This window comes from Streptomyces sp. UC4497 (genome assembly GCF_054871485.1).
On the sequence record NZ_JBTYHB010000005.1, the window covers coordinates 183,514 to 202,590 of the forward strand.

Sequence of the window (19,077 nt, forward strand, 5' to 3'; positions counted from 1 at the left end):
GCCGAGGTGGGTGTGCTGGTGGTGACCGGGACCGGGACCGAGGTCGGCAAGACCGTGACGACGGCCGCGCTGGCGGCCGTCGCGGCGCGGGCCGGGCGTTCGGTGGCCGTGCTCAAACCGGCGCAGACGGGGGTCGCGCCCGGGGAGCCGGGAGATGTGGACGAGGTGGTGCGGCTCGCGGGGGACGCGGTGACGGGGGTCGAGCTGGCGCGGTACCCGGAGCCGCTCGCGCCCGGGACGGCGGCGGCGCGGGCCGGGCTTGCGCCGGTGCGGCCGGGGCACGTGGCCGACGCCGTCGAGAAGTTGGCGGCTTCGCACGACCTCGTGCTGGTGGAGGGGGCGGGTGGGCTGCTCGTGCGCTTCGACGAGGAGGGCGCGACGTTGGCGGATGCGGCGGGCCTGCTGGGGGCGCCGGTGCTGGTGGTCGCTGCGGCGGGGCTCGGGACGTTGAACTCCGTGCAGTTGACGGGTGAGGCGTTGCGGTCACGTGGCCTTCGCCAGGCGGGTGTCGTCATCGGCAGCTGGCCCCGCGACCCGGGGCTCGCGGAACGCTGCAATGTGGCGGATCTGCCGGTGGTGGCGGGGGCGGGGCTGCTGGGCGCGGTGCCTGAGGGGGCCGGGGCGCTGGCACCGGGGGCGTTTCGGGCCGGGGCGGAGGGGTGGCTGGGGCCGGAGTTGGGCGGGGTGTGGGACGGGGGGTCGTTCGCGCGGAGCGAGTCCCCCGGGGCTTTCCGGGGTTGACGCCTTCGTAAGGGGTGCGCGGCACCGGGGCTTGAGCGGGGTGCGCGGCACCGGGCGGAGCGCCTTCTTGAAGGGTGCGCGGCACCGGGGGCCGCCTTGCCCACCCTGCCGCCCAAGGCGGCAGATTGCCCAAGTCGGGCGGCGTCGACCGCCAAGGGCGGGGAGGCGTGGTTGGCGGCAGATTGCCCAAGTCGGGCGGCGTCGACCGCCAAGGGCGGGGAGGCGTGGTTGGCGGCAGATTGCCCAAGTCGGGCGGCGTCGACCGCCAAGGGCGGGGAAGCGTGGTTGGCGGGAGATTGCCCGAGGCGGTGGCAGTACGCCGTCGGGCCGACGCCCCCGGAGGGGGCGGGTGGTGGGAGATGGGCGGGGCAAATCAAGCCCCGCTCTGGGACGAGACTCGCGGGGGCCAGAGCGGAGCCCCGATCTTGCCAGCCCCGTCGGCGATTGAGCCTTTCCAGCCCCTCCGGCGTTTGAGGAGCGGGGTGCGGGGCGGAGCCCCGGTCTTTTCAGCCCCGCCGGCGATTGAGGCGCGGGGTCCGGGGCGGAGCCCCGTGGCGTAGGGTCCAGGGCTCGTGGGCGGGGAAGACTGGGGTGGGGGGCGCGTCCCAGTGAAGGAGGCCCCGTGGTGGACAAGGCATCGTTGATCGGCAAGGCGGCCCGGCGCGATCGGCGGGACGCCGTGCGGCATCCCGTGTTCGCCCGGTATTACGCACAGGTCGTCGAGCGGGTCGAGCCCGTCATGGCCCCCGTACGGAGGGAACTCGTCGCCGGGCTCTCCGGACGCGTACTGGAGATCGGTGCCGGGACCGGCATCGGCTTCCAGCACTATCCGCCCACCGTCTCCGAGGTCGTCGCCATCGAACCCGAGCGCACCCTGCGCCGCATCGCCGTCGACGCGGCGCAGCGCGTGGACGTGCCGGTCGACGTGGTGCCGGGCGCCGCGGAGGCGCTGCCCGTGAAGAGCGAGGCGTACGACGCCGTGGTGCTCTGCACCGTGCTGTGCAGCGTACGGAACGTGGACCGCGCCCTCGGTGAGGTGCGGCGCGTGCTGCGGCCGGGCGGCGAGGTGCGGTTCTTCGAACATGTGCGGGCCCCGGGGCGCGGCATGCGCCTCGTCCAGGGCGCCCTCGACCGGACCGTGTGGCCACTCTGCGTCGGCGGCTGCCACCTGCGGCGGGACGCCCTCGGCGCGCTGTGCGCGGCCGGCTTCGAGCTGGGCGACCACCGGGCGCTGACCATGCCGGGGCACGGACCCCGGCAGCCGATGTCGTACTGCGTGCTGGGCACCGCTAGGTGCCCAGCACGCTCCGGGGACCGCTCGTAGCCTCACAGGCTCCAGCTGCGGAGTTCCTTCTCGATGTCGTGGACCGTCGCCGTGCCCGTCTTCACCAGGCGCGCCAGATCGCGGATCTGCTCGGGCGACGTGACGATCTTCAGCCCGCTGGCGACGAGGTACGCGTAGGCGACGGCCGTCGCGTACATCGCGTTGGAGCGCTCCAACGCCGGTACGTGGATGAGGAGTTGAAGAAGCGACGCGGCGCGCGCGTGCGGCGAATCGTAGACCGGCACGTCGAATATCGCGGCGCGGTGGCGGGCGACGGCGCTCACGAGGGCGCCCCAGTCGGTGACCTGCGGATCGCCGGGCGTCTTCTGCTCCGCGACCATGAGCAGCCAGGCGAGGTCGATGGTGAGATGCGGCGGTTCGTTCAGCGGTCCATTCGACGAATCACTCAACGGGGCGGCGCCGACCTTCGGTGTCCGAGCCGAATTCCTCGGCGAACACCGACTCGTACTGCTTCATGAAGTCGGCGGCGGCGTCGACGAACGTCCGCCCCTGCTCACCGGCATCACGCCGCACCAGTTCCTCGATGTACCGGTTCACACTCACCCCTTGGGCGAGCGCGCGCTCGCGGGCGGCGCGGGCGGTGCCCTCTTCCACCCTGACGTTCAGCTGCGTCTTGGCCATACCTCCAAGCTAGCGCCATTGCGCTAGCACCGGCAAGCGGGCGGAACGGACCCGATGTCACAGCGAGCCGCTATCCTCGGACCCTGACACAGAACCCGAAGCACAACTGGCTTACAGGGTAAGGGAGTTGGGGTGGGGGATCCGGGTGTGGTCAAGGAGGCGGTCGCCGCGCGGGCCAAGGGCCTGACGAAGGCGTACGGGTCCGGTGAGACGCAGGTGCTCGCCCTCGATTCGGTGGACGTGGACATCGCGCGCGGCCGGTTCACGGCCGTGATGGGGCCCTCGGGCTCGGGGAAATCCACGCTGATGCACTGTCTGGCGGGGCTCGACACGGTCTCGGCGGGACAGGTGTGGCTGGGCGACACGGAGATCACGGGCCTGAAGGAGCGCGAGCTGACGCGGCTGCGGCGGGACCGCATCGGTTTCATGTTCCAGTCCTTCAACCTGATCCCGACCCTGAACGCCGCGGAGAACATCACGCTGCCGATGGACATCGCGGGCAAGGCCCCCGACGAGAAGTGGCTGGAGCAGGTCATCGACACGCTGGGCCTGCGGGACCGGCTGGGGCACCGGCCCGCCCAGCTGTCCGGCGGGCAGCAGCAGCGCGTCGCGTGTGCGCGGGCGCTCGCCGCGCGTCCCGAGCTGATCTTCGCGGACGAGCCGACGGGGAACCTCGACTCGCGGGCCGGGCTCGAGGTTCTCGGGTTCCTGCGCCAGTCCGTCGACGACCTCGGCCAGACCGTCGTCATGGTGACCCACGACCCGGGCGCCGCCGCCCACGCCGACCTGGTCCTCTTCCTCGGCGACGGCCGTCTGGTGGACGAGGTGCGGGAGCCGACCGCCGAGGGGGTCCTGGAGCGCATGAAGCAGTTCGACAGCGTGCGCGGTGCCGTCATCGACAAGCCGAGCCCCCGGACGCAGTCGTCCTGAAAGCGACGAGGCCATCATGCTGAAAGCAACGTTACGGAGCTTCCTCGCGCACAAGGGGCGCCTCGTCCTGTCCGCGCTGGCCGTCGTCCTGTCGGTGGCGTTCGTCGCGGGCAGCCTGATCTTCTCGGACACCGTGTCGCGCACCTTCGACCGCCTCTTCGCGTCGACGTCGGCGGACGTACGGGTCGGACCCGAGGAGGACGACTTCGACGAGTCCGTGCCGTCGGGCACGGTGCGTACGGTGCCCGCCTCGCTGGCCGGGCGGATCGACCGGGTCGACGGGGTGGCCGCCACGCACATCGACGCCGGGGTCGAGAACGTCACGGTCGTCGACCGGAAGAACAAGTCGGTCGGCCCGACCACCGGCGCGCCCACCATCGCCACCAACTGGGAGCCCACGGACCGCAGTCCGGTGCGTCTCACGTCGGGGCACGCGCCGCGCGGCCCCCACCAGGCGCTGCTCGACGCGGACACCGCCGACAAGAAGCACGTGGGCATCGGCGATCAGCTGACCATTCTGGCCAAGCCCGGCTCGTTCAAGGTCGAGGTCGTGGGCATCGCCACGTTCCGTACGACGAATCCGGGCGCGGCCCTCGTCTTCCTGGACACGGGCACCGCGCAGCGCAGGCTGCTCGGCGGCACCGGCCGTGCGACGAGCATCGCGGTGGACGCGGCGCCGAGCGTCGCCGACGCGACCCTCAAGAAGCGAATCGGCCAAGAGCTGGGCGGCGCCTACGACTTGAAGACGGCCGACGAGGACGCGAAGTCGGCCACGGAGGACCTGGGCGGGTTCCTCGACGTCATCAAGTACGTGATGCTGGGCTTCGCCGGGATCGCCGTCCTGGTCGGTGTGTTCCTCATCGTCAATACGTTCTCGATGCTGATCGCCCAGCGGACCCGGGAGTTGGGGCTGCTACGGGCGCTCGGCGCGGACCGCCGGCAGGTGCGGCGCTCCGTCCTGACGGAGGCGGTACTGCTCGGGCTCGTCGGTTCGGCGATCGGGTTCGCCCTCGGGGTGGGGCTCGCGATCGGCCTCATCAAGCTGATGAGCATCTTCGGGATGAACCTCAAGTCCACGGAGATGGCCGTGGGTTGGACCACGCCGGTGATCTCGTTCGCGGTCGGCGTCGGGGTCACGTTCGTGGCCGCCTATCTGCCGTCGCGGCGCGCGGCCGGCGTCTCCCCGATGGCCGCGCTCGCAGACGCCGAAATCGCCGGTGTAGGACGGCCGTTGAGGATACGGGCGCTGGTGGGATCGGTGATCGGCGCGGTCGGCGCCGCCGCCCTCGTCGGGTGCTGGATGGCGGACGAGACCGGGACGGCGTCCTCGCTGCTCGGGCTCGGGATCGCCCTCACGCTGATCGCGACGGTCGTCGCGGGGCCCCTTCTCGTACGGCCCGTGATCCGGATCCTCGGCGGCGCGTTCCCCGCCGTGTTCGGTTCGATCGGCCGGATGAGTCAGCGCAACGCGCTGCGCAACCCGCGCCGCACCGGGGCCACCGCCGCCGCCCTGATGGTGGGCCTCGCCCTGGTGGCGGGGATGTCCGTGGCGAGCGCGTCGATGAGCAAGTCGTTCGACGAGCAGATCGACAAGACGCTGGGCGCCGACTTCACCGTGCAGAACGCCAACTTCATGCCGTTCCCCCGGGAGGTCACCCAGAAGATCCGGGCGACGGACGGTGTCGGCCTCGTCGTGCGCCAGCGCTTCACCGCGCTCGCGGTGCGCATGCCGGACGGGAAGCGGGTGAAGACGACGGCCGCCGGGTGGGACCGGCGCGTCGACGACGTCGCGCACGTCACGTACGCGGGAGGCAGCAGCGCCAGGGGTCTTGCGTCTCAACACCTGTTGTTGCAGAAGGAGTTCGCGGACGAGCACGGGGCGCGGATCGGCAGCGTACTGGCGGTGGAGTTCCCCGGCGAGAAGCGCACCGAGCTGACCGTGGGCGCCCTGACCGACCAGGAGGCCAACGACTTCGGCATGACCGGCGGCTTCGCGATGGGCATGTCCACGCTGGTGCGGTACGCGCCGGGCGGCCAGGACTCGGCGGTGTACGTGAACGCCGCGCCCGGCACGTCGCCCGACGTGCTGCGCGAGCGCCTGGAGAAGACGCTCGACGCGTATCCGCAGGTGCAGGTGCGCGACCTCGCGGACTACAAGGAGCTGATCCACGGTCAGATCGCGGTGCTGCTCTACCTGGTGTACGCGCTGCTCGGCCTGGCGATCGTCATCGCGGTGCTCGGCGTCGTCAACACGCTTGCCCTGTCCGTCGTGGAGCGCACCCGGGAGATCGGGCTGTTGCGGGCGATCGGGCTGGCGCGGCGCCAGTTGCGGCTCATGATCCGGCTGGAGTCGGTGGTGATCGCCGTGTTCGGGGCGGTGCTCGGGCTCGCGCTCGGGCTCGTATGGGGCGTGGTCGCGCAGCGGGTGCTGGCCCTGGAGGGCATGGAGGCGCTGGCGATCCCGTGGCCGACGATCGCCACGGTGGTGGTCGGCTCGGTGATCGTGGGGCTCGCGGCGGCGCTGTTGCCGGCGCTGCGGGCGTCGCGGCTGAACGTGCTGGCGGCGATCGCCCACGAGTAGCGGATACGTTGGCGGGGACAACTGTCCGCGGTTCAAGGAGAGTTCATGGGATCGGTAGCGACGCGCCCGTTCCGCTTCGGCGTCAACCTGGTCACCCCCGCCCCCGACGACGCGTGGCGCGCCAAGTGCCGCAGGGCCGAGGAGCTCGGCTACGACGTGCTCCTCGTGCCCGACCATCTGGGCGCCCCGTCGCCGTTCCCCTCGCTCGTGGCGGCGGCCGATGCGACGAGTCGGCCGAAGGTCGGCACGTTCGTCCTCAACTGCGCGTTCTGGAATCCGGTGCTGCTCGCCCGCGAGATCACCACCACCGTCGCCCTCACCGGCGGCCGTCTCGAACTGGGCCTCGGCACCGGCTATGTACGCGAGGAGTTCGAGCAGGCCGGCCTGGAGTGGGGCACGCCCGGCAGCCGCGTCGACCACTTGGTGCGCACCGTCACGGAGCTCGACCGGCTGCTCTCCGCCCCCGACCAGGGCCCCAAGCCCCCGCTACTGATCGGCGGCAACGGCGACCGGATGCTGCGGATCACCGCCGAGCACGCCGACATCGCCGCGTTCACCGGTGCCCGCGCGCCGGCGGGGAACGCGGGCGGCCTCGAACCGCTGACCGGCGACGAGCTCGCGGAACGCGTGGCCACCTACCGGAAGTTCGCCGCCGACCGCGCGGAGAGCGCCGAACTCAACCTGCTCGTGCAGCTGGTGGCGGTGACGGACGACCGCCCCGCCGCCGTCCAGCCTCTCCTCGAACATCTGCCGCAGCTCACCGAGGAGCAGGTCCTCGACTCGCCGCTGCTGCTCGTCGGCACCGTCGAGCAGATCACGGAGCAGCTTCTGGAGCGCCGCGAACGGTTCGGGTTCTCGTACATCACCGTCCTGGAGCCGTCCATGGAGGCGCTCGCGCCGGTGATCGAGGAGCTGCGGGAGCACTGAACGCGCGCCTGCGGGGTCAGATCGACTTCACCCAGCGACGCCAGTGGTCCTCACGGTGGTACCCGGAAGCGGACCACGCGCCGTGCGCCCGTGAGTTGGACTCCAGGACCATGGCGTCGACGCGACGGCCGCCGAGCGCGGCGAAGCGTCGTTCGGCCGCTTCCAGGAGCGCCGTCGCGATGCCCTGGCGACGGTGGTCGGGGTGCACGGCGAGCCGGTAGGCCGAGCAGCGCCACCCGTCGAAGCCGGCGATGACGGTGCCGACGAGTTGCCCGTCGCGTTCCGCGAGGATGAGGGCGTCGGCGTCGCGGGCGATGAGCCGCGCCACCCCGTCGTGGTCGTCGGAGATGCTCGTGCCTTCGGCCGCCTTGCGCCAGAACGCGAGGACCACGTCGATGTCGTCGGGGGTCGCGGCGCGCATGTTCAGATCAGTCACCCCCGGATTCGAACACGGCGGCCTCCGCCCGGCCAAGATCTTTTCACCGGGCGGAGGCGGCAGCTTGCTCAGTGGTGACCTCAGTCCTCGATCACCTGGTAGAGCGTCGTCCAGAAGTCGTTGTGCAGCCGGATCGCGTGCCCCACGGACGCGCCGACCTGGGTGAGGACGATGCCCGTGACGTCGTTGACCGGATCGGCGTAGGTCGAGGTGCCGCTGCCGCCGTCCCAGCCGAACTGGCCGAGCGGCGCGTAGTCGCCGATGTAGGTGCGCACCGCCATGCCGAAGCCCCAACCCCCTTGCTGCGCCTGGCCGAACGACACATGGACGTTCTCGGTGGCGAGGCGTGTGCGGGCGGCCTGCTGCTCGGCGTTGAGGCGGTTGGTGGTCATGAGCCGCACGGCCGGCTTCGACAGGATCCGCTCGCCGCCGTGCACTCCGCCGTTCAGCAGCATCCGGAAGTAGGCGTGGTAGTCGTCGGCGGTGGAGTTCAGCCCGCCGCCCCCGCCGGGGAAGGCCGGGGGCGCGCTGTGGCGTCCGCCCTCGGCCTCGTCCCAGACCTGGAACTCGCCGGTGGCCGGATCGGGGGCGTACAGCGGAGGGAGCCGGTGCATGTCCTCGGCGGGCACGTGGAACCCGGTGTCCTTCATGCCGAGCGGCTCGAAGACGCGCTCGCGCAGGAACGTGTCGAACGACTGCCCGGAGACGCGGGCGACCAGCACACCGAGGAGGTCGCTGGCGATCTGGTACTGCCATTGCTCGCCGGGGTGATGCATCAGCGGCAGCGTGCCCAGGCGCTTCATCCACTCGTCGGGCTCGGGCATCGGCTCCGGGAGGTTCGGGATGATCCCCCGCTCGGCGATCGCCCCGAAGACCGGGGTGCCGATGGCGGTCATATCCATGCCGAGCCCGAACGTCGACGTGAAGATGTCCCGCACGGTGATCGGCCGGCGCGCGGGGACGGTGTCGTCCAGCGGCCCGTCGACCCGCTTCAGCACCTGCCGGTCGGACAGTTCCGGCAGCCACTCCTCGACCGTGTCGTCGAGGCGCAGTCGGCACTCGTCGAGCAGCACCATGCCCGCCGCGATCGAGACCGGCTTGGAGGTGGACGCCATCCGGAAGATCGTGTCCCGGCGCATCGGCCCGCCGCCGTCCTGACGCATCGTCCCCAGCGTCTCGACGTACGTCTCCTCGCCGCGGCTGTAGAGCGCGACCACGCCGGGGATCCGTCCGGACTCGACGTGCCGCGCCAGCAGGTCACGGACCCTGCGCTGCCCCGCCTCGGAGAAACCGCCGCTGATGTGTCCCATCCGCCTGCCCCCTCCGGGCCCGCCCGCGCGGACCCGCCCTCGATGCGATCGCGGACCGCGGAGGTGTCCGGGGCCCAGTCGGTCATCAGCCTGCGCCGGGCCCGGCGGGTGATCAACGGCGAGTTCGACAAGGCTGTGTTGCCCGCCGACGCATCAATGTGCGTTGTGTCACCGCCAGTTGACCGCTAGGTTCACGCTCACAGGGGGAGGCGACAGGCACCGATGGAGCTGCGGGACATAGAGATCTTTCTGACGCTGGCGGACGAGCTGCACTTCGGGCGGACCGCCGAGCGGCTGCACATCACTCCGTCCCGGGTCAGCCATGTCATCAAGAAGCAGGAGCGCCGGCTCGGCGTTCAGCTCTTCGAGCGCACGTCGCGCACGGTACGGCTCACCGCGCTCGGCGGGCAGCTGCGCGACGAGCTGCTCCCGGCCCACCAACGCATCCTCCAGGCGCTCGACCGGACCGCCGCCGAGGGCCGGGCCGAGGCCGGTGAGCTGCACGCCGGCTACACCAGCCCCTGGTGCGCCGACCTGCTGCTGCGGGCCGCCGCGGAGCTGCGCGTTCGACACCCCGGATGGTCCGTGCGGATCCGCGAGATCCAGTTCAACGATCTCTACGGTCCGCTGCACCGCGGCGAACTCCAGCTGCAGATCGCCGAGTTCCCCGTGCTCGAACCCGGCGTCGCCGCCGGTCCCGTACTGCTGCGCGAACCCCGCGCACTGCTGCTGCCGGCCGCCCACCCGCTGGCCGAGCGCCCTTCCGTGTCGCTGGAGGACCTGGCCGAGGTGCCGCTGCTCAGGCTCAAGGGGGACCACCCGAAGGCCCTGGTGGACGTCCACTTCCCCCGGCTCACCCCGCTGGGCCGCGCCATCCCTCGGGGGCCTTCGTACACCTACTGGCACGAGATCCCCGTGCTGGTCGCCGCCGGGTTCGGCGCGTCGATCGTGGCGGCCCGCGCCGCCGAGTACCACGCACGGCCCGGCGTCGCCTTCGTTCCGTTCCGGGACGGTCCGACGCTGGACTACGGCGTGCTGCTCCCCGCCGCCGGCCCGGCACCGCTCGTGCCGGCCTTCGTCGAGCTGCTGCGCTCCCTCGCCGAGGGCGACGCCGACCGGTGAACGGGGGCATACGGGGCCGCGAGCGGGGGCACCCGTACGACGGACCGACACCCTTTGCCGACGCTTTACCATGGATGAGTCACTCGAACTCCTACGAAAGGTGTGAGCGTCCGCCCATGGGCGAGCCTCCCAGTCCCCGTTACGTCCCCCCGCGTGGCCGCCACGAGCGCGCATCCGTCCCGCCCCTGGCCGATCATGGGACGGAGGTGACGTCCCGATGACCGAAGTACTGCTGCTCGCCGTCGCAGTCCTGCTGTCGCTGGCCTGCGGCGCGTTCGTCGCCGCGGAGTTCTCGCTCACGACCGTCGAGCGCGCGGATCTCGAAGAGGCCGTCGAGCGCGGTGAGCGCGGCGCGGCCGGCGCCCTGCGGGCCGTACGGAACCTGACCTTCCAGCTCTCCGGAGCCCAGCTCGGCATCACCGTCACCAACCTGGTCGTCGGTATGCTCGCCGAGCCGTCCATCTCCAAGCTCCTGTCGGGGCCGCTGACGTCCATCGGGCTGTCCGAAGGGGTCTCCTCCTCGGTCGCCCTGGTGCTCGGCACCGCCCTGTCGACCGTGTTCCTGATGGTCGTCGGCGAGCTGGTGCCGAAGAACTGGGCGATCTCCTCGCCGCTGGCCGTGGCCAAGAAGGTGGCGACGCCGCAGCGCTGGTTCAGCGCCGCGTTCCGCCCGTTCATCACGCACCTCAACAACACCGCGAACCGGCTCGTGCGCCGCTTCGGCATCGAGCCCACCGAGGAGCTGGCCTCCGCGCGCGGCCCGCAGGAGCTGATGGCGCTCGCCCGGCACTCCGCGAAGGAGGGCGCGCTGGAGGCGGACACCGCCGAGCTGTTCGTGCGCACCCTGAACCTCGCCGACCTGACCGCGGAGAACGTGATGACGCCGCGCGTCCAGGTCATGGCCCTCGACCTGCAGGCCACCTGCGAGGACGTGGCGAACGCGACGCGGGCCACCGGCCTGTCCCGCTTCCCCGTCTACCGCGGCAGCCTCGACTCGGTCGTCGGCGTCGTGCACATCAAGGACGTCCTGGCCGTGCCGGACGAGCAGCGCGCCCGCAAGGGCGTCGCCGATCTGCTGCGCGAGCCGCTGCTGGTGCCGGAGACGCTGACCGTGGACCGGCTGCTCGACCGGCTCTCCGGCAAGCGGACGATGGCCGTGGTCATCGACGAGTACGGCGGCACGGCCGGTGTCGCCACCCTGGAGGACATCGTCGAGGAGGTCGTCGGCGAGGTCCGCGACGAGCACGACCCGCACGAGACCCCCGACATCGCGGCCGCCGGCACCGACCCGGAGGGCCGGACGCTCTACTCCGCCGACGGCGCCGCCCGCACCGACCAGCTCGCACGGGTCGGACTGCGCGCGCCCGACGGACCGTACGAGACGCTGGCCGGGCTCGTCGCGACGGAGCTGGGCCGGATCCCGGACATCGGCGACAGCGTCGAGGTCACCGGGTGGCGGCTCGACGTCGTGGACGCGCACGGACGCCGGGCGGCCCGCGTACTGCTGCACGCGCCGCTGGTCCTGGACACCGAGGACGGTGGGACGGCGGACGAGACGAGGAGCGGCCGGGCGGCCGCGAAGGCGAGGGCGGCGAGCAAGGCCGACAAGGCCTCTCAAGAGAAGAGGGCCGACAAGGCCTCTCAGGAGAAGGGGGCGGCCCGATGACCGCGATCCAATTGCTCATCGGCCTGGCGACGCTCTTCGTCAACGCCTTCTTCGTGGGCGGCGAGTTCGCGCTGATCTCGGTGCGCCGCAGCCAGATCGAGCCGTACGCCGAGGAGGGCGACCGGCGCGCGCGCAGCGTCATGTGGGGCCTCGAGCACGTGTCGGCGCTACTCGCCGCGGCGCAGCTCGGCATCACGCTGTGCACGCTGGTGCTCGGCATCGTCGCCGAACCGGCCATCGCGCATCTCCTTGAGCCGGTGTTCGACGGGGTCGGCGTGCCGCACGGCCTGGTCCACCCGATCTCGTTCGTGATCGCGCTGACCGTGGCGACGTATCTGCACATGCTGCTCGGCGAGATGGTGCCGAAGAACATCGCGCTCGCCGAGCCGGTCCGCTCGGCGCTGCTGCTCGGCCCGCCGCTGGTCGCCATCGCGCGCGCCCTGCGCCCGGTGATCTTCGCGATCAACGCCTTCGCGAACGGGCTGCTCAAGCTGCTCCGTGTGGAGGCGAAGGACGAGGTCACGGCGACGTTCTCGGACGACGAGCTGGCCCGCATGGTCAAGGACTCCTCCGACGCGGGCCTGATCGACGACCGCGCGCAGGAGCGTCTGCACGACGCGCTCGAACTGGGGCGGCGGCCCATCAAGGACGTCGTCCTGCCGATCGAGAGCGTCGTCTACGCGCGCGTGGGCGTCACGCCCGAGGAGCTGGAGCGGCTCTCCGCCGAGTCCGGTTTCTCGCGCTTCCCCGTGGTGGACGAGGGCCGGCGGATCGTCGGCTACCTCCACGTGAAGGACGCCCTGGACGCGATGCCGCGCGACCTGCCGTTCCGGGTGCCGGACATGCGGTCCATCGCGCGCGTGCGGGAGACGACGCCGCTGGACGACGTGCTGACCGCGATGCGCGGCAGCCGTACGCACGTCGCGGCGGTGCTCGGCTCCGACGGCCGGCTGGCCGGGCTCGTGACGATGGAGGACGTACTGCGGGAGCTGTTCGGCCAGCCGGTGTGAGCCGCTCAGCCTGAGGGGGCCGGGAGCCTCGCGGGGCCGGGAGCCTCGTGGGGCCGGGAAAGGGGAGGCATGAGTCAGCTCGTCCTGAAGGACGTGTCGTACGGGTACCCGGACCGGCCGGTCCTCGACCGGATCTCGCTGTCGGTGCGGCCCGGCGAGAAGACCTGCGTCATCGGTGAGAACGGCTCCGGCAAGTCGACGCTGCTGCGGCTGCTCGCGGGCGAGCTGGTCCCCGCGGAGGGCTCCGTCGTGGTCGGCGCCGACGGCGGCACCGGCTACCTCGCCCAGACGCAGCCGCTGCCGCCCGACGCCACGGTGCAGGACGCGGTCGACGCGGCGCTCGCCGAGCTGCGCGACCTGGAGCGGCGGATTGCCGAGGCGGAGGCGTCCCTCGGTTCGGCGGGGCCCGGCGCGCTGACCGAGTACGCCGATCTGGTGGCGGCCTTCGAGGCGCGCGACGGCTACCGCGCCGACGCCCGTCTGGAGGCGGCGCTGCACGGGCTCGGCGTCCCGCACCTGGAGCGCACGCGCACGCTCGGCTCCCTGTCGGGCGGCGAGGCGGCGCGGCTCGGCCTCGCGTGCGTCCTCGCCCCGCGGCCCGAGCTGCTGCTCCTGGACGAGCCGACGAACCACCTCGACGATCAGGCGCTGGCCTGGCTGGAGGAGCGGCTCCGGGCACACCGCGGCACCGTCGTCGCCATCACCCACGACCGCGTCTTCCTCGGCCGGGTGGCCGGCGCGATCGTCGAGGTCGACGGCGACCGGCACTCCGTCGCCCGCTACGGCAACGGCTGGGACGGCTACCTGGAACAGCGGACCACGGCGCGGCGCCGCTGGGAGGAGCGGTACCGGGCGTGGTCCGACGAGGTGGACCGGCAGGAGCGGATCGCCGAGGACACCTCCGCCCGCCTCTCCGGCGGCTGGCGGATGCGGGACAGCAGCGCCTTCGCCAAGTTCTCCAAGCACCAGCGCTCCGTGGAGGGCCAGGTCTCCGGCGTCGTGCGCAACGCGCGGGAGCGGTTGCGGAGGCTGCGCGCCGACCCGGTGCCGAAGCCGCCGGAGCCGTTGCGGTTCCGGGTGGGCGGGGGCCCTGACGGCGGAGCCCCGGAAGGTGGAGCCCTGGAAGGTGGTGACCATCCCTTCCTGCGCCCCGTGGAGGTGACCGATGTGGCCGTCGAGGGACGGCTCACCGTCGAACGCCTTGTGCTGGAGCCCGGGTCGCGCACCCTGGTGACCGGGCCGAACGGTGCGGGCAAGTCGACGCTGCTCGCCCTGCTCGCCGGGCATCTCGCGCCGGATCGCGGAACGGTCCAACGCCCGCCCCGCATCGGCCACTTGAGCCAGGAGGTCGCACACGACGGCGCCGCGCAGCCGCTCCTCGACGCGTTCGCGGCCGGGCTCGGCGGGCTGCCCGAAGAGCACGCGGAGACCCTGCTGGGACTGGGCCTGTTCCGCGAGGAGGACCTCGCCGTGCCGGTGCGGGACCTCTCCGTCGGCCAGCGCCGCCGGCTCGATCTGGCGCGCCTGGTCACCCGCCCCGCCGATCTGCTGCTCCTGGACGAGCCGACGAACCACGTCTCGCCCGCGCTCGCGGAGGACCTGGACGAGGCGCTGGCCGGCTACGCGGGCACGCTCGTCGTCGTCTCCCACGACCGCAGGCTGCGGGACCGCTTCGAGGGCCGTCAGGTGCGCGTGGCGGGTGGGTCGGTCGTGGGCTGAGTGGGCTTCGTGGCCTGCGGGCGCGGCGCCGCGGGATCCGACGTCGGGGCCTCCAGGATGCCCGGCCCGTGCGGACCGATGCGCGCCGTTCCGACCGCCGTGAGGACCGCGAGCAGCGTGGCGAGCCCCGCGGTGCCGAGGGCCGCGGCCCAGTCGACGTCCAGCAGGTTCGTCGCGCCCGCGACCAGCACCGCCGCGAGCGCCTGCGCGAACGTCCTGATCGCCCGCTCGGCGGTGGCCTTCCAGAATCCGATGCTCCACATGACGCACTCCCCCGTTCGTCGCGCCCGCCCGGCCCGGCGAGCCGGTACGCGCTCCTGGCATACCGCCGCCGGGCGCCGCTGCCCAGCCCCGCGGCGCCCACCACTTCGTTGCCTCGGGATACGATCTACGCAGTCATGCACACGAACCCCCACCACACCAGCCTCGTCGCGGTCGGCGACTCCTTCACCGAGGGCATGTCGGACCTGCTGCCGGACGGTTCCTACCGAGGATGGGCCGACCTCCTGGCCGCCCGGATGGCCGCGCGCACCGAGGACTTCCGCTACGCGAACCTCGCCGTGCGCGGCAAGCTCATCGGCCAGATCGTCGACGAGCAGATCGATGTCGCCGCCGCGATGAAGGCCGATGTCGTGACCCTGGTCGGCGGCCTCAACGACACCCTCCGCCCCAAGTGCGACATGGTCCGCGTCCGCGATCTGCTCACACAGGCCGTGGAGACGCTGGCGCCGTCCTGCGAGCAGCTCGTCCTGATGCGCAGCCCCGGCCGCAACGGCCCGGTGATGGAGCGCTTCCGGCCGCGCATGGAGGAGCTGTTCACCTGCATCGACGAACTGGCGGCGAAGCACGACGCCCTCGTCGTCGACCTGTACGGGGCGCCGGTCCTCGGCGATCAGCGCCTGTGGGACGTGGACCGGCTGCACCTCACCGCGGAGGGCCACCGCCGGGTCGCCGAGGCGGTCTGGCAGGGCCTCGGCTACGAGGCGGAGTCCAACTGGCGCGCCGAGCTGGCGCCCGCACTCCCGCCGAACTGGCTGTCGCGCCGGGTGGCCGACGCCCGCTTCGCCAAGCAGCACCTCGTGCCGTGGATCGGCCGCCGCCTGACGGGAAGGTCCTCGGGCGACGGCCGGGCCCCGAAGCGGGCGGAGCTGGCGCCGTACGTGGACGGGTCGCGGAACCACTCCGCATAAGCGCCCCGGGCGGGCTCACCGCGACACCGCGCGGCGCAACGCGGCACACAGCGGCGCCCCGCCGCATCGCAGCTCAGTCCACGGACAGCACGAGCTTGCCCCGCGTATGCCCCTCGGCATTGAGCCGCCAGGCCTCCGCCGCCTCGGCCAGCGGAAGCACCCGCGCGACGGGCACGGTCAGCTTCCCCGCGTCGGCGAGGCCGGCGAGCGCCGTGAGGTCGGCCGGGTCCGGGCGGACCCACACGTAGTGGCCGCCCTTCTCCGCGGCCTCCGCCTCGACGATGGACGCGAACCGGTCGGGCCGGTCGAGCAGCCGCAGCGAGGCCCCGACGGCTTCCTCGCCACCGACGAAGTCGAGGGCCGCGCCGACGCCTTCGGGCGCAAGCTCCGCGACACGGTCGGCGAGGCCGGGACCGTAGGCCACGGGTTCCGCGCCCAACTCCCGTACGAAGTCGTGGTTGCGGGCGCTCGCCGTGCCGATCACGCGGGCGCCGAGCGCCACCGCGATCTGGACGGCGAACGAGCCGACGCCGCCCGCGGCCGCGTGCACCAGGACCGTGTCACCCACGCCGACCCCCACGCGCTTGATGGCCTGGTGGGCCGTGAGCCCGGCGAGCGGGACGCCCGCGGCCTGCTCCCAGGAGAGCGCTGCGGGCTTGCGGGCCAGCATGCGCACGTGCGCGGAGACGTATTCGGCGTAGGCGCCGAGCTGGGCGACGTCCTTGCGGATGTAGCCGAAGACCTCGTCCCCGGGCGCGTACTCCTCGACGTCGAAGCCGACGCGCTCGACCACTCCGGCCACGTCCCAGCCGGGAACGAGGGGGAAGTGCGTCTCCATGATCGGGTCGAGGCCGCCCGCGGCGAGCTTCCAGTCGACCGGGTTGACCCCGGCGGCCCGGACCCGGATCAGCACCTCACCAGGTGCGACCTTCGGGTCGGGGAGGTCGGTGAGCCGCAGCGCGTCGGGGCCGCCGTATCCGTTCAGAGTGATGGCCTTCATCCGACCAATGGTTGCACACGGCGGTAAATGCAAGCCCCCGATACGTGCGTTTGCAATTAACCCGCGCCTGCAATTACCGTCGGGCGGCGTAAGCACCCGTAGGGCCCGTACCACCCGAGAGGCCACCCACACCATGGCACCGTCCACCATCCCCACCGTCACCCTCAACAACGGCGTCGAGATCCCCCAGCTGGGCTTCGGCGTCTTCCAGGTGCCGGACGACGAGACCACCGCGGCCGTGACCGCCGCGCTCGAGGCCGGTTACCGCAGCATCGACACCGCGGCGATCTACGGGAACGAGACCGGCGTCGGCCGCGCGCTCGCCGCCTCCGGCATCGCCCGCGAGGACCTGTTCATCACGACCAAGCTGTGGAACGCCGACCAGGGCTACGACGCCACGCTCGCGGCCTTCGACGCCTCGCTGGAGAAGCTGGGCCTCGACCACGTCGACCTGTACCTCATCCACTGGCCGACCCCGGAGCGCGACCTCTACCGCGAGACCTGGAAGGCCATCGAGAAGCTGGTCGCCGACGGCCGGATCCGCGCCGCGGGCGTCTCCAACTTCCAGCCCGCGCACCTGGAGCGGCTCCTGGCGGACTCGTCGCTCGTGCCCGCCGTCAACCAGGTCGAGCTGCACCCGGGCCTCCAGCAGAACGAGCTGCGCGCCGTGCACGCCGACCTCGGCATCGCCACCGAGGCGTGGAGCCCGCTCGCGCAGGGCGCGGTCCTCGGCGACGAGGCGATCACCACGATCGCCGCCCGCCACGGCAAGTCGCCCGCCCAGGTCGTGCTGCGCTGGCACCTCCAGCTCGGCAACGTCGTGATCCCCAAGTCCGTGACGCCGACCCGCATCCGCGAGAACCTCGACGTCTTCGACTTCACGCTCACGGACGACGAACTGGCCTCCCTCGCCACCCTCGACCGCGACCTGCGCACGGGTCCGCACCCGGACGAGCTCAACTAACCGTTGGCCAGCTCGCGCTTGAGGATCTTGCCGGTCGCCCCCTTCGGCAGGGCGGCCACGATCCGCACGCGGCGCGGGTACTTGTAGGCGGCGACCCGCTCCCGGACGAACTCCCGTATGGCGTCCGCCTCGGCGCGCTCGCCGGCGCGCAGGCTGACGACGGCGACGACCTCCTCGCCGTGGGTCTCGTGCGGGACGCCGAACACGGCGGCCTCCGCGACGGCGGGATGCTCGTGGAGCACCTCCTCGATCTCCCGCGGGTAGACGTTGTAGCCGGAGCGGATGATGAGGTCCTTCTTCCGGTCGACGACGTAGTAGTAGCCGTCGTCGTCGACGCGGGCGAGGTCCCCGGTGCGCAGCCAGCCGTCCGTGAAGGCCTCGCTGGTCGCCGCCGCGCGGTTCCAGTAGCCCTTCATGACGTTGTCGCCGCGGATCACGATCTCGCCCACCTCACCGACCTCGACGGGCTGCCCGGCGTCGTCGAGGAGGCGGAGCGCGACGCCGTCGACGGGCAGCCCGATCGAGCCGGGTCGGCGGGGCCCGTCCGGCGGGTTGAACGTGGCGACCGGGGACGTCTCGGACAGCCCGTAGCCCTCCAGGATCGGCACCCCGTACGCGCGCTCGAAGGCGTGCAGCGTCCGGACCGGCAGGGAGGCGCCGCCCGAGACGGCGAGCCGCAGCCGTCCGGGCCGCACCCGCACGCCTCCATGGAGCAAGGCCGCGTACATCGTCGGCACACCGAGGAAGAGCGTGACTCCGTCGCGCGCCATGGTCTCCAGTGCCGCGCCGGCGTCGAACCGGGGCAGCAGGGTGAGCGTCGCGCCCGCGCTCACGGCGGCGTTGAGCGCGCAGGTCTGGCCGAACGCGTGGAACAGCGGGAGTCCGCCGAGGACCACGTCGTCCCGGCCGATCCGGAGGATGTCGCGCGCGACGGTGCGCGCGTTGGCGGCGAGATTGCGATGGGTGAGCTCGGCCCCTTTGGGCGCTCCGGTCGTCCCCGAGGTGTAGAGGATCACGGCGGTGTCGTGGTCGGCGCGCTCGACGATCGACATCAACGGCTCGATACCGCAAAGCAGTTGAGTGAACTCCTCCGTCCCCACGGTCAGGCAGGACGTACCCGTCGGCGTGGCGGCGGCAGCGACCTCGTCCGCACACGATGCCGCCGTCACCACGGCACGGGGCTCGCAGTCCCCCAACACGTAGGCGAATTCCCGGGACTTCAGCAGCGGGTTCAGCGGGACCACCACGGCGCCCGCGGCGAGGATGCCGTAGTAGGCGACAGGGAAGTCGACGACATTGGGCACGGCCATGGCCACCCGGTCACCGGCCCGCACGCCCCGCTCCCCCAGCCGCGCGGCGAACCGGGCACAGGCGTCGCCCAGCTCCTCGTACGTGAGACGGCCCCCGCCCTGCCGCACGGCCGGCCGGTCGCCGTGCTCCCGGGCGGCTGCGACGAGGAGGGTGGCAAGGTTGGTCATGCGGCTCCTTCGAGGGCTGATCTTCGGCCGGTGGCTT

18 protein-coding genes are annotated in these 19,077 nt (G+C 72.3%); 11 read left to right on the forward strand and 7 right to left on the reverse strand.

Going from position 1 to position 19,077, the window contains the following annotated elements; all coding sequences use genetic code 11:
- Positions 1-6: 6 nt before the first annotated feature.
- Positions 7-741, forward strand: a complete 735-nt coding sequence (bioD, locus tag ACYSUO_RS09695) for a dethiobiotin synthase (RefSeq protein WP_461775793.1) — start codon at positions 7-9, stop codon at positions 739-741.
- A gap of 622 nt (positions 742-1,363) precedes the next feature.
- Complete coding sequence (locus tag ACYSUO_RS09700; RefSeq protein ID WP_461775648.1) at positions 1,364-2,065, forward strand: class I SAM-dependent methyltransferase; 702 nt, start codon at positions 1,364-1,366, stop codon at positions 2,063-2,065.
- Positions 2,066-2,067: 2 nt separating this feature from the next.
- Here the strand turns inward: ACYSUO_RS09700 and ACYSUO_RS09705 are convergent, their stop codons facing one another.
- Together ACYSUO_RS09705 and ACYSUO_RS09710 are read right to left on the reverse strand one after the other, a co-directional pair.
- On the reverse strand, positions 2,068-2,406 hold the full coding sequence (locus ACYSUO_RS09705) for a fic family toxin-antitoxin system, toxin component (protein WP_461775794.1): 339 nt from the start codon (positions 2,404-2,406) through the stop codon (positions 2,068-2,070).
- A 61-nt stretch (positions 2,407-2,467) separates the two neighbouring features.
- The gene (locus ACYSUO_RS09710; RefSeq protein WP_266722288.1) at positions 2,468-2,707 is read right to left on the reverse strand and encodes a toxin-antitoxin system HicB family antitoxin; all 240 of its coding nucleotides are present in this window, start codon (positions 2,705-2,707) and stop codon (positions 2,468-2,470) included.
- A 132-nt stretch (positions 2,708-2,839) separates the two neighbouring features.
- Here ACYSUO_RS09710 and ACYSUO_RS09715 point away from each other — a divergent pair, with 132 nt between their 5' ends.
- Genes ACYSUO_RS09715 through ACYSUO_RS09725 form a run of 3 tightly spaced genes read left to right on the forward strand, consistent with a single transcriptional unit; the run spans position 2,840 to position 7,145 of the window.
- Complete coding sequence (locus ACYSUO_RS09715) at positions 2,840-3,637, forward strand: ABC transporter ATP-binding protein (RefSeq protein WP_461775649.1); 798 nt, start codon at positions 2,840-2,842, stop codon at positions 3,635-3,637.
- A gap of 16 nt (positions 3,638-3,653) precedes the next feature.
- Positions 3,654-6,218 (forward strand): ABC transporter permease, encoded by a 2,565-nt coding sequence (locus tag ACYSUO_RS09720; RefSeq protein ID WP_461775650.1) that lies wholly within the window; start codon positions 3,654-3,656, stop codon positions 6,216-6,218.
- A 45-nt stretch (positions 6,219-6,263) separates the two neighbouring features.
- Positions 6,264-7,145, forward strand: coding sequence for an LLM class F420-dependent oxidoreductase (locus ACYSUO_RS09725; protein ID WP_461775651.1), 882 nt, complete (start codon positions 6,264-6,266; stop codon positions 7,143-7,145).
- Between the two features lie 16 nt (positions 7,146-7,161).
- Here the strand turns inward: ACYSUO_RS09725 and ACYSUO_RS09730 are convergent, their stop codons facing one another.
- A complete protein-coding gene (locus tag ACYSUO_RS09730; RefSeq protein WP_461775795.1) occupies positions 7,162-7,566 on the reverse strand; it encodes a GNAT family N-acetyltransferase in 405 nt (134 codons plus the stop codon).
- A gap of 95 nt (positions 7,567-7,661) precedes the next feature.
- The gene (locus ACYSUO_RS09735) at positions 7,662-8,891 is read right to left on the reverse strand and encodes a serine hydrolase domain-containing protein (protein ID WP_461775652.1); all 1,230 of its coding nucleotides are present in this window, start codon (positions 8,889-8,891) and stop codon (positions 7,662-7,664) included.
- Between the two features lie 222 nt (positions 8,892-9,113).
- Between ACYSUO_RS09735 and ACYSUO_RS09740 the strand changes: the two genes are divergently transcribed.
- The 4 genes from ACYSUO_RS09740 (at position 9,114) to ACYSUO_RS09755 (ending at position 14,408) form a co-directional block, all read left to right on the forward strand.
- Positions 9,114-10,013, forward strand: coding sequence for a LysR family transcriptional regulator (locus tag ACYSUO_RS09740; protein WP_461775653.1), 900 nt, complete (start codon positions 9,114-9,116; stop codon positions 10,011-10,013).
- A 217-nt stretch (positions 10,014-10,230) separates the two neighbouring features.
- A complete protein-coding gene (locus tag ACYSUO_RS09745) occupies positions 10,231-11,679 on the forward strand; it encodes a hemolysin family protein (protein WP_461775654.1) in 1,449 nt (482 codons plus the stop codon).
- Positions 11,676-12,689, forward strand: coding sequence for a hemolysin family protein (locus ACYSUO_RS09750; protein WP_461775655.1), 1,014 nt, complete (start codon positions 11,676-11,678; stop codon positions 12,687-12,689). Before ACYSUO_RS09745 ends, ACYSUO_RS09750 begins: the two co-directional genes overlap by 4 nt.
- Before the next feature lie 69 nt (positions 12,690-12,758).
- Positions 12,759-14,408: an ABC-F family ATP-binding cassette domain-containing protein gene (locus ACYSUO_RS09755; protein ID WP_461775656.1), complete on the forward strand. Its 1,650-nt coding sequence runs from the start codon at positions 12,759-12,761 to the stop codon at positions 14,406-14,408.
- Here ACYSUO_RS09755 and ACYSUO_RS09760 read toward each other — a convergent pair.
- Entirely contained in the window at positions 14,372-14,671 is a 300-nt protein-coding gene (locus ACYSUO_RS09760; RefSeq protein WP_461775657.1) for a holin, read from the reverse strand. The genes ACYSUO_RS09755 and ACYSUO_RS09760 overlap by 37 nt on opposite strands.
- A gap of 135 nt (positions 14,672-14,806) precedes the next feature.
- Here ACYSUO_RS09760 and ACYSUO_RS09765 point away from each other — a divergent pair, with 135 nt between their 5' ends.
- Positions 14,807-15,598: an SGNH/GDSL hydrolase family protein gene (locus tag ACYSUO_RS09765; protein ID WP_461775658.1), complete on the forward strand. Its 792-nt coding sequence runs from the start codon at positions 14,807-14,809 to the stop codon at positions 15,596-15,598.
- 73 nt (positions 15,599-15,671) lie between these two features.
- Here the strand turns inward: ACYSUO_RS09765 and ACYSUO_RS09770 are convergent, their stop codons facing one another.
- Complete coding sequence (locus tag ACYSUO_RS09770; RefSeq protein ID WP_461775659.1) at positions 15,672-16,598, reverse strand: NADP-dependent oxidoreductase; 927 nt, start codon at positions 16,596-16,598, stop codon at positions 15,672-15,674.
- Between the two features lie 133 nt (positions 16,599-16,731).
- On the opposite strand from ACYSUO_RS09770, the gene ACYSUO_RS09775 reads away from it, so the two are divergent.
- Entirely contained in the window at positions 16,732-17,562 is an 831-nt protein-coding gene (locus tag ACYSUO_RS09775; RefSeq protein ID WP_461775660.1) for an aldo/keto reductase, read from the forward strand.
- Here ACYSUO_RS09775 and ACYSUO_RS09780 read toward each other — a convergent pair.
- The gene (locus ACYSUO_RS09780) at positions 17,559-19,040 is read right to left on the reverse strand and encodes a long-chain-fatty-acid--CoA ligase (RefSeq protein WP_461775661.1); all 1,482 of its coding nucleotides are present in this window, start codon (positions 19,038-19,040) and stop codon (positions 17,559-17,561) included. The two genes, ACYSUO_RS09775 and ACYSUO_RS09780, sit on opposite strands and share 4 nt — an antisense overlap.
- Between the last annotated feature and the right edge of the window lie 37 nt (positions 19,041-19,077).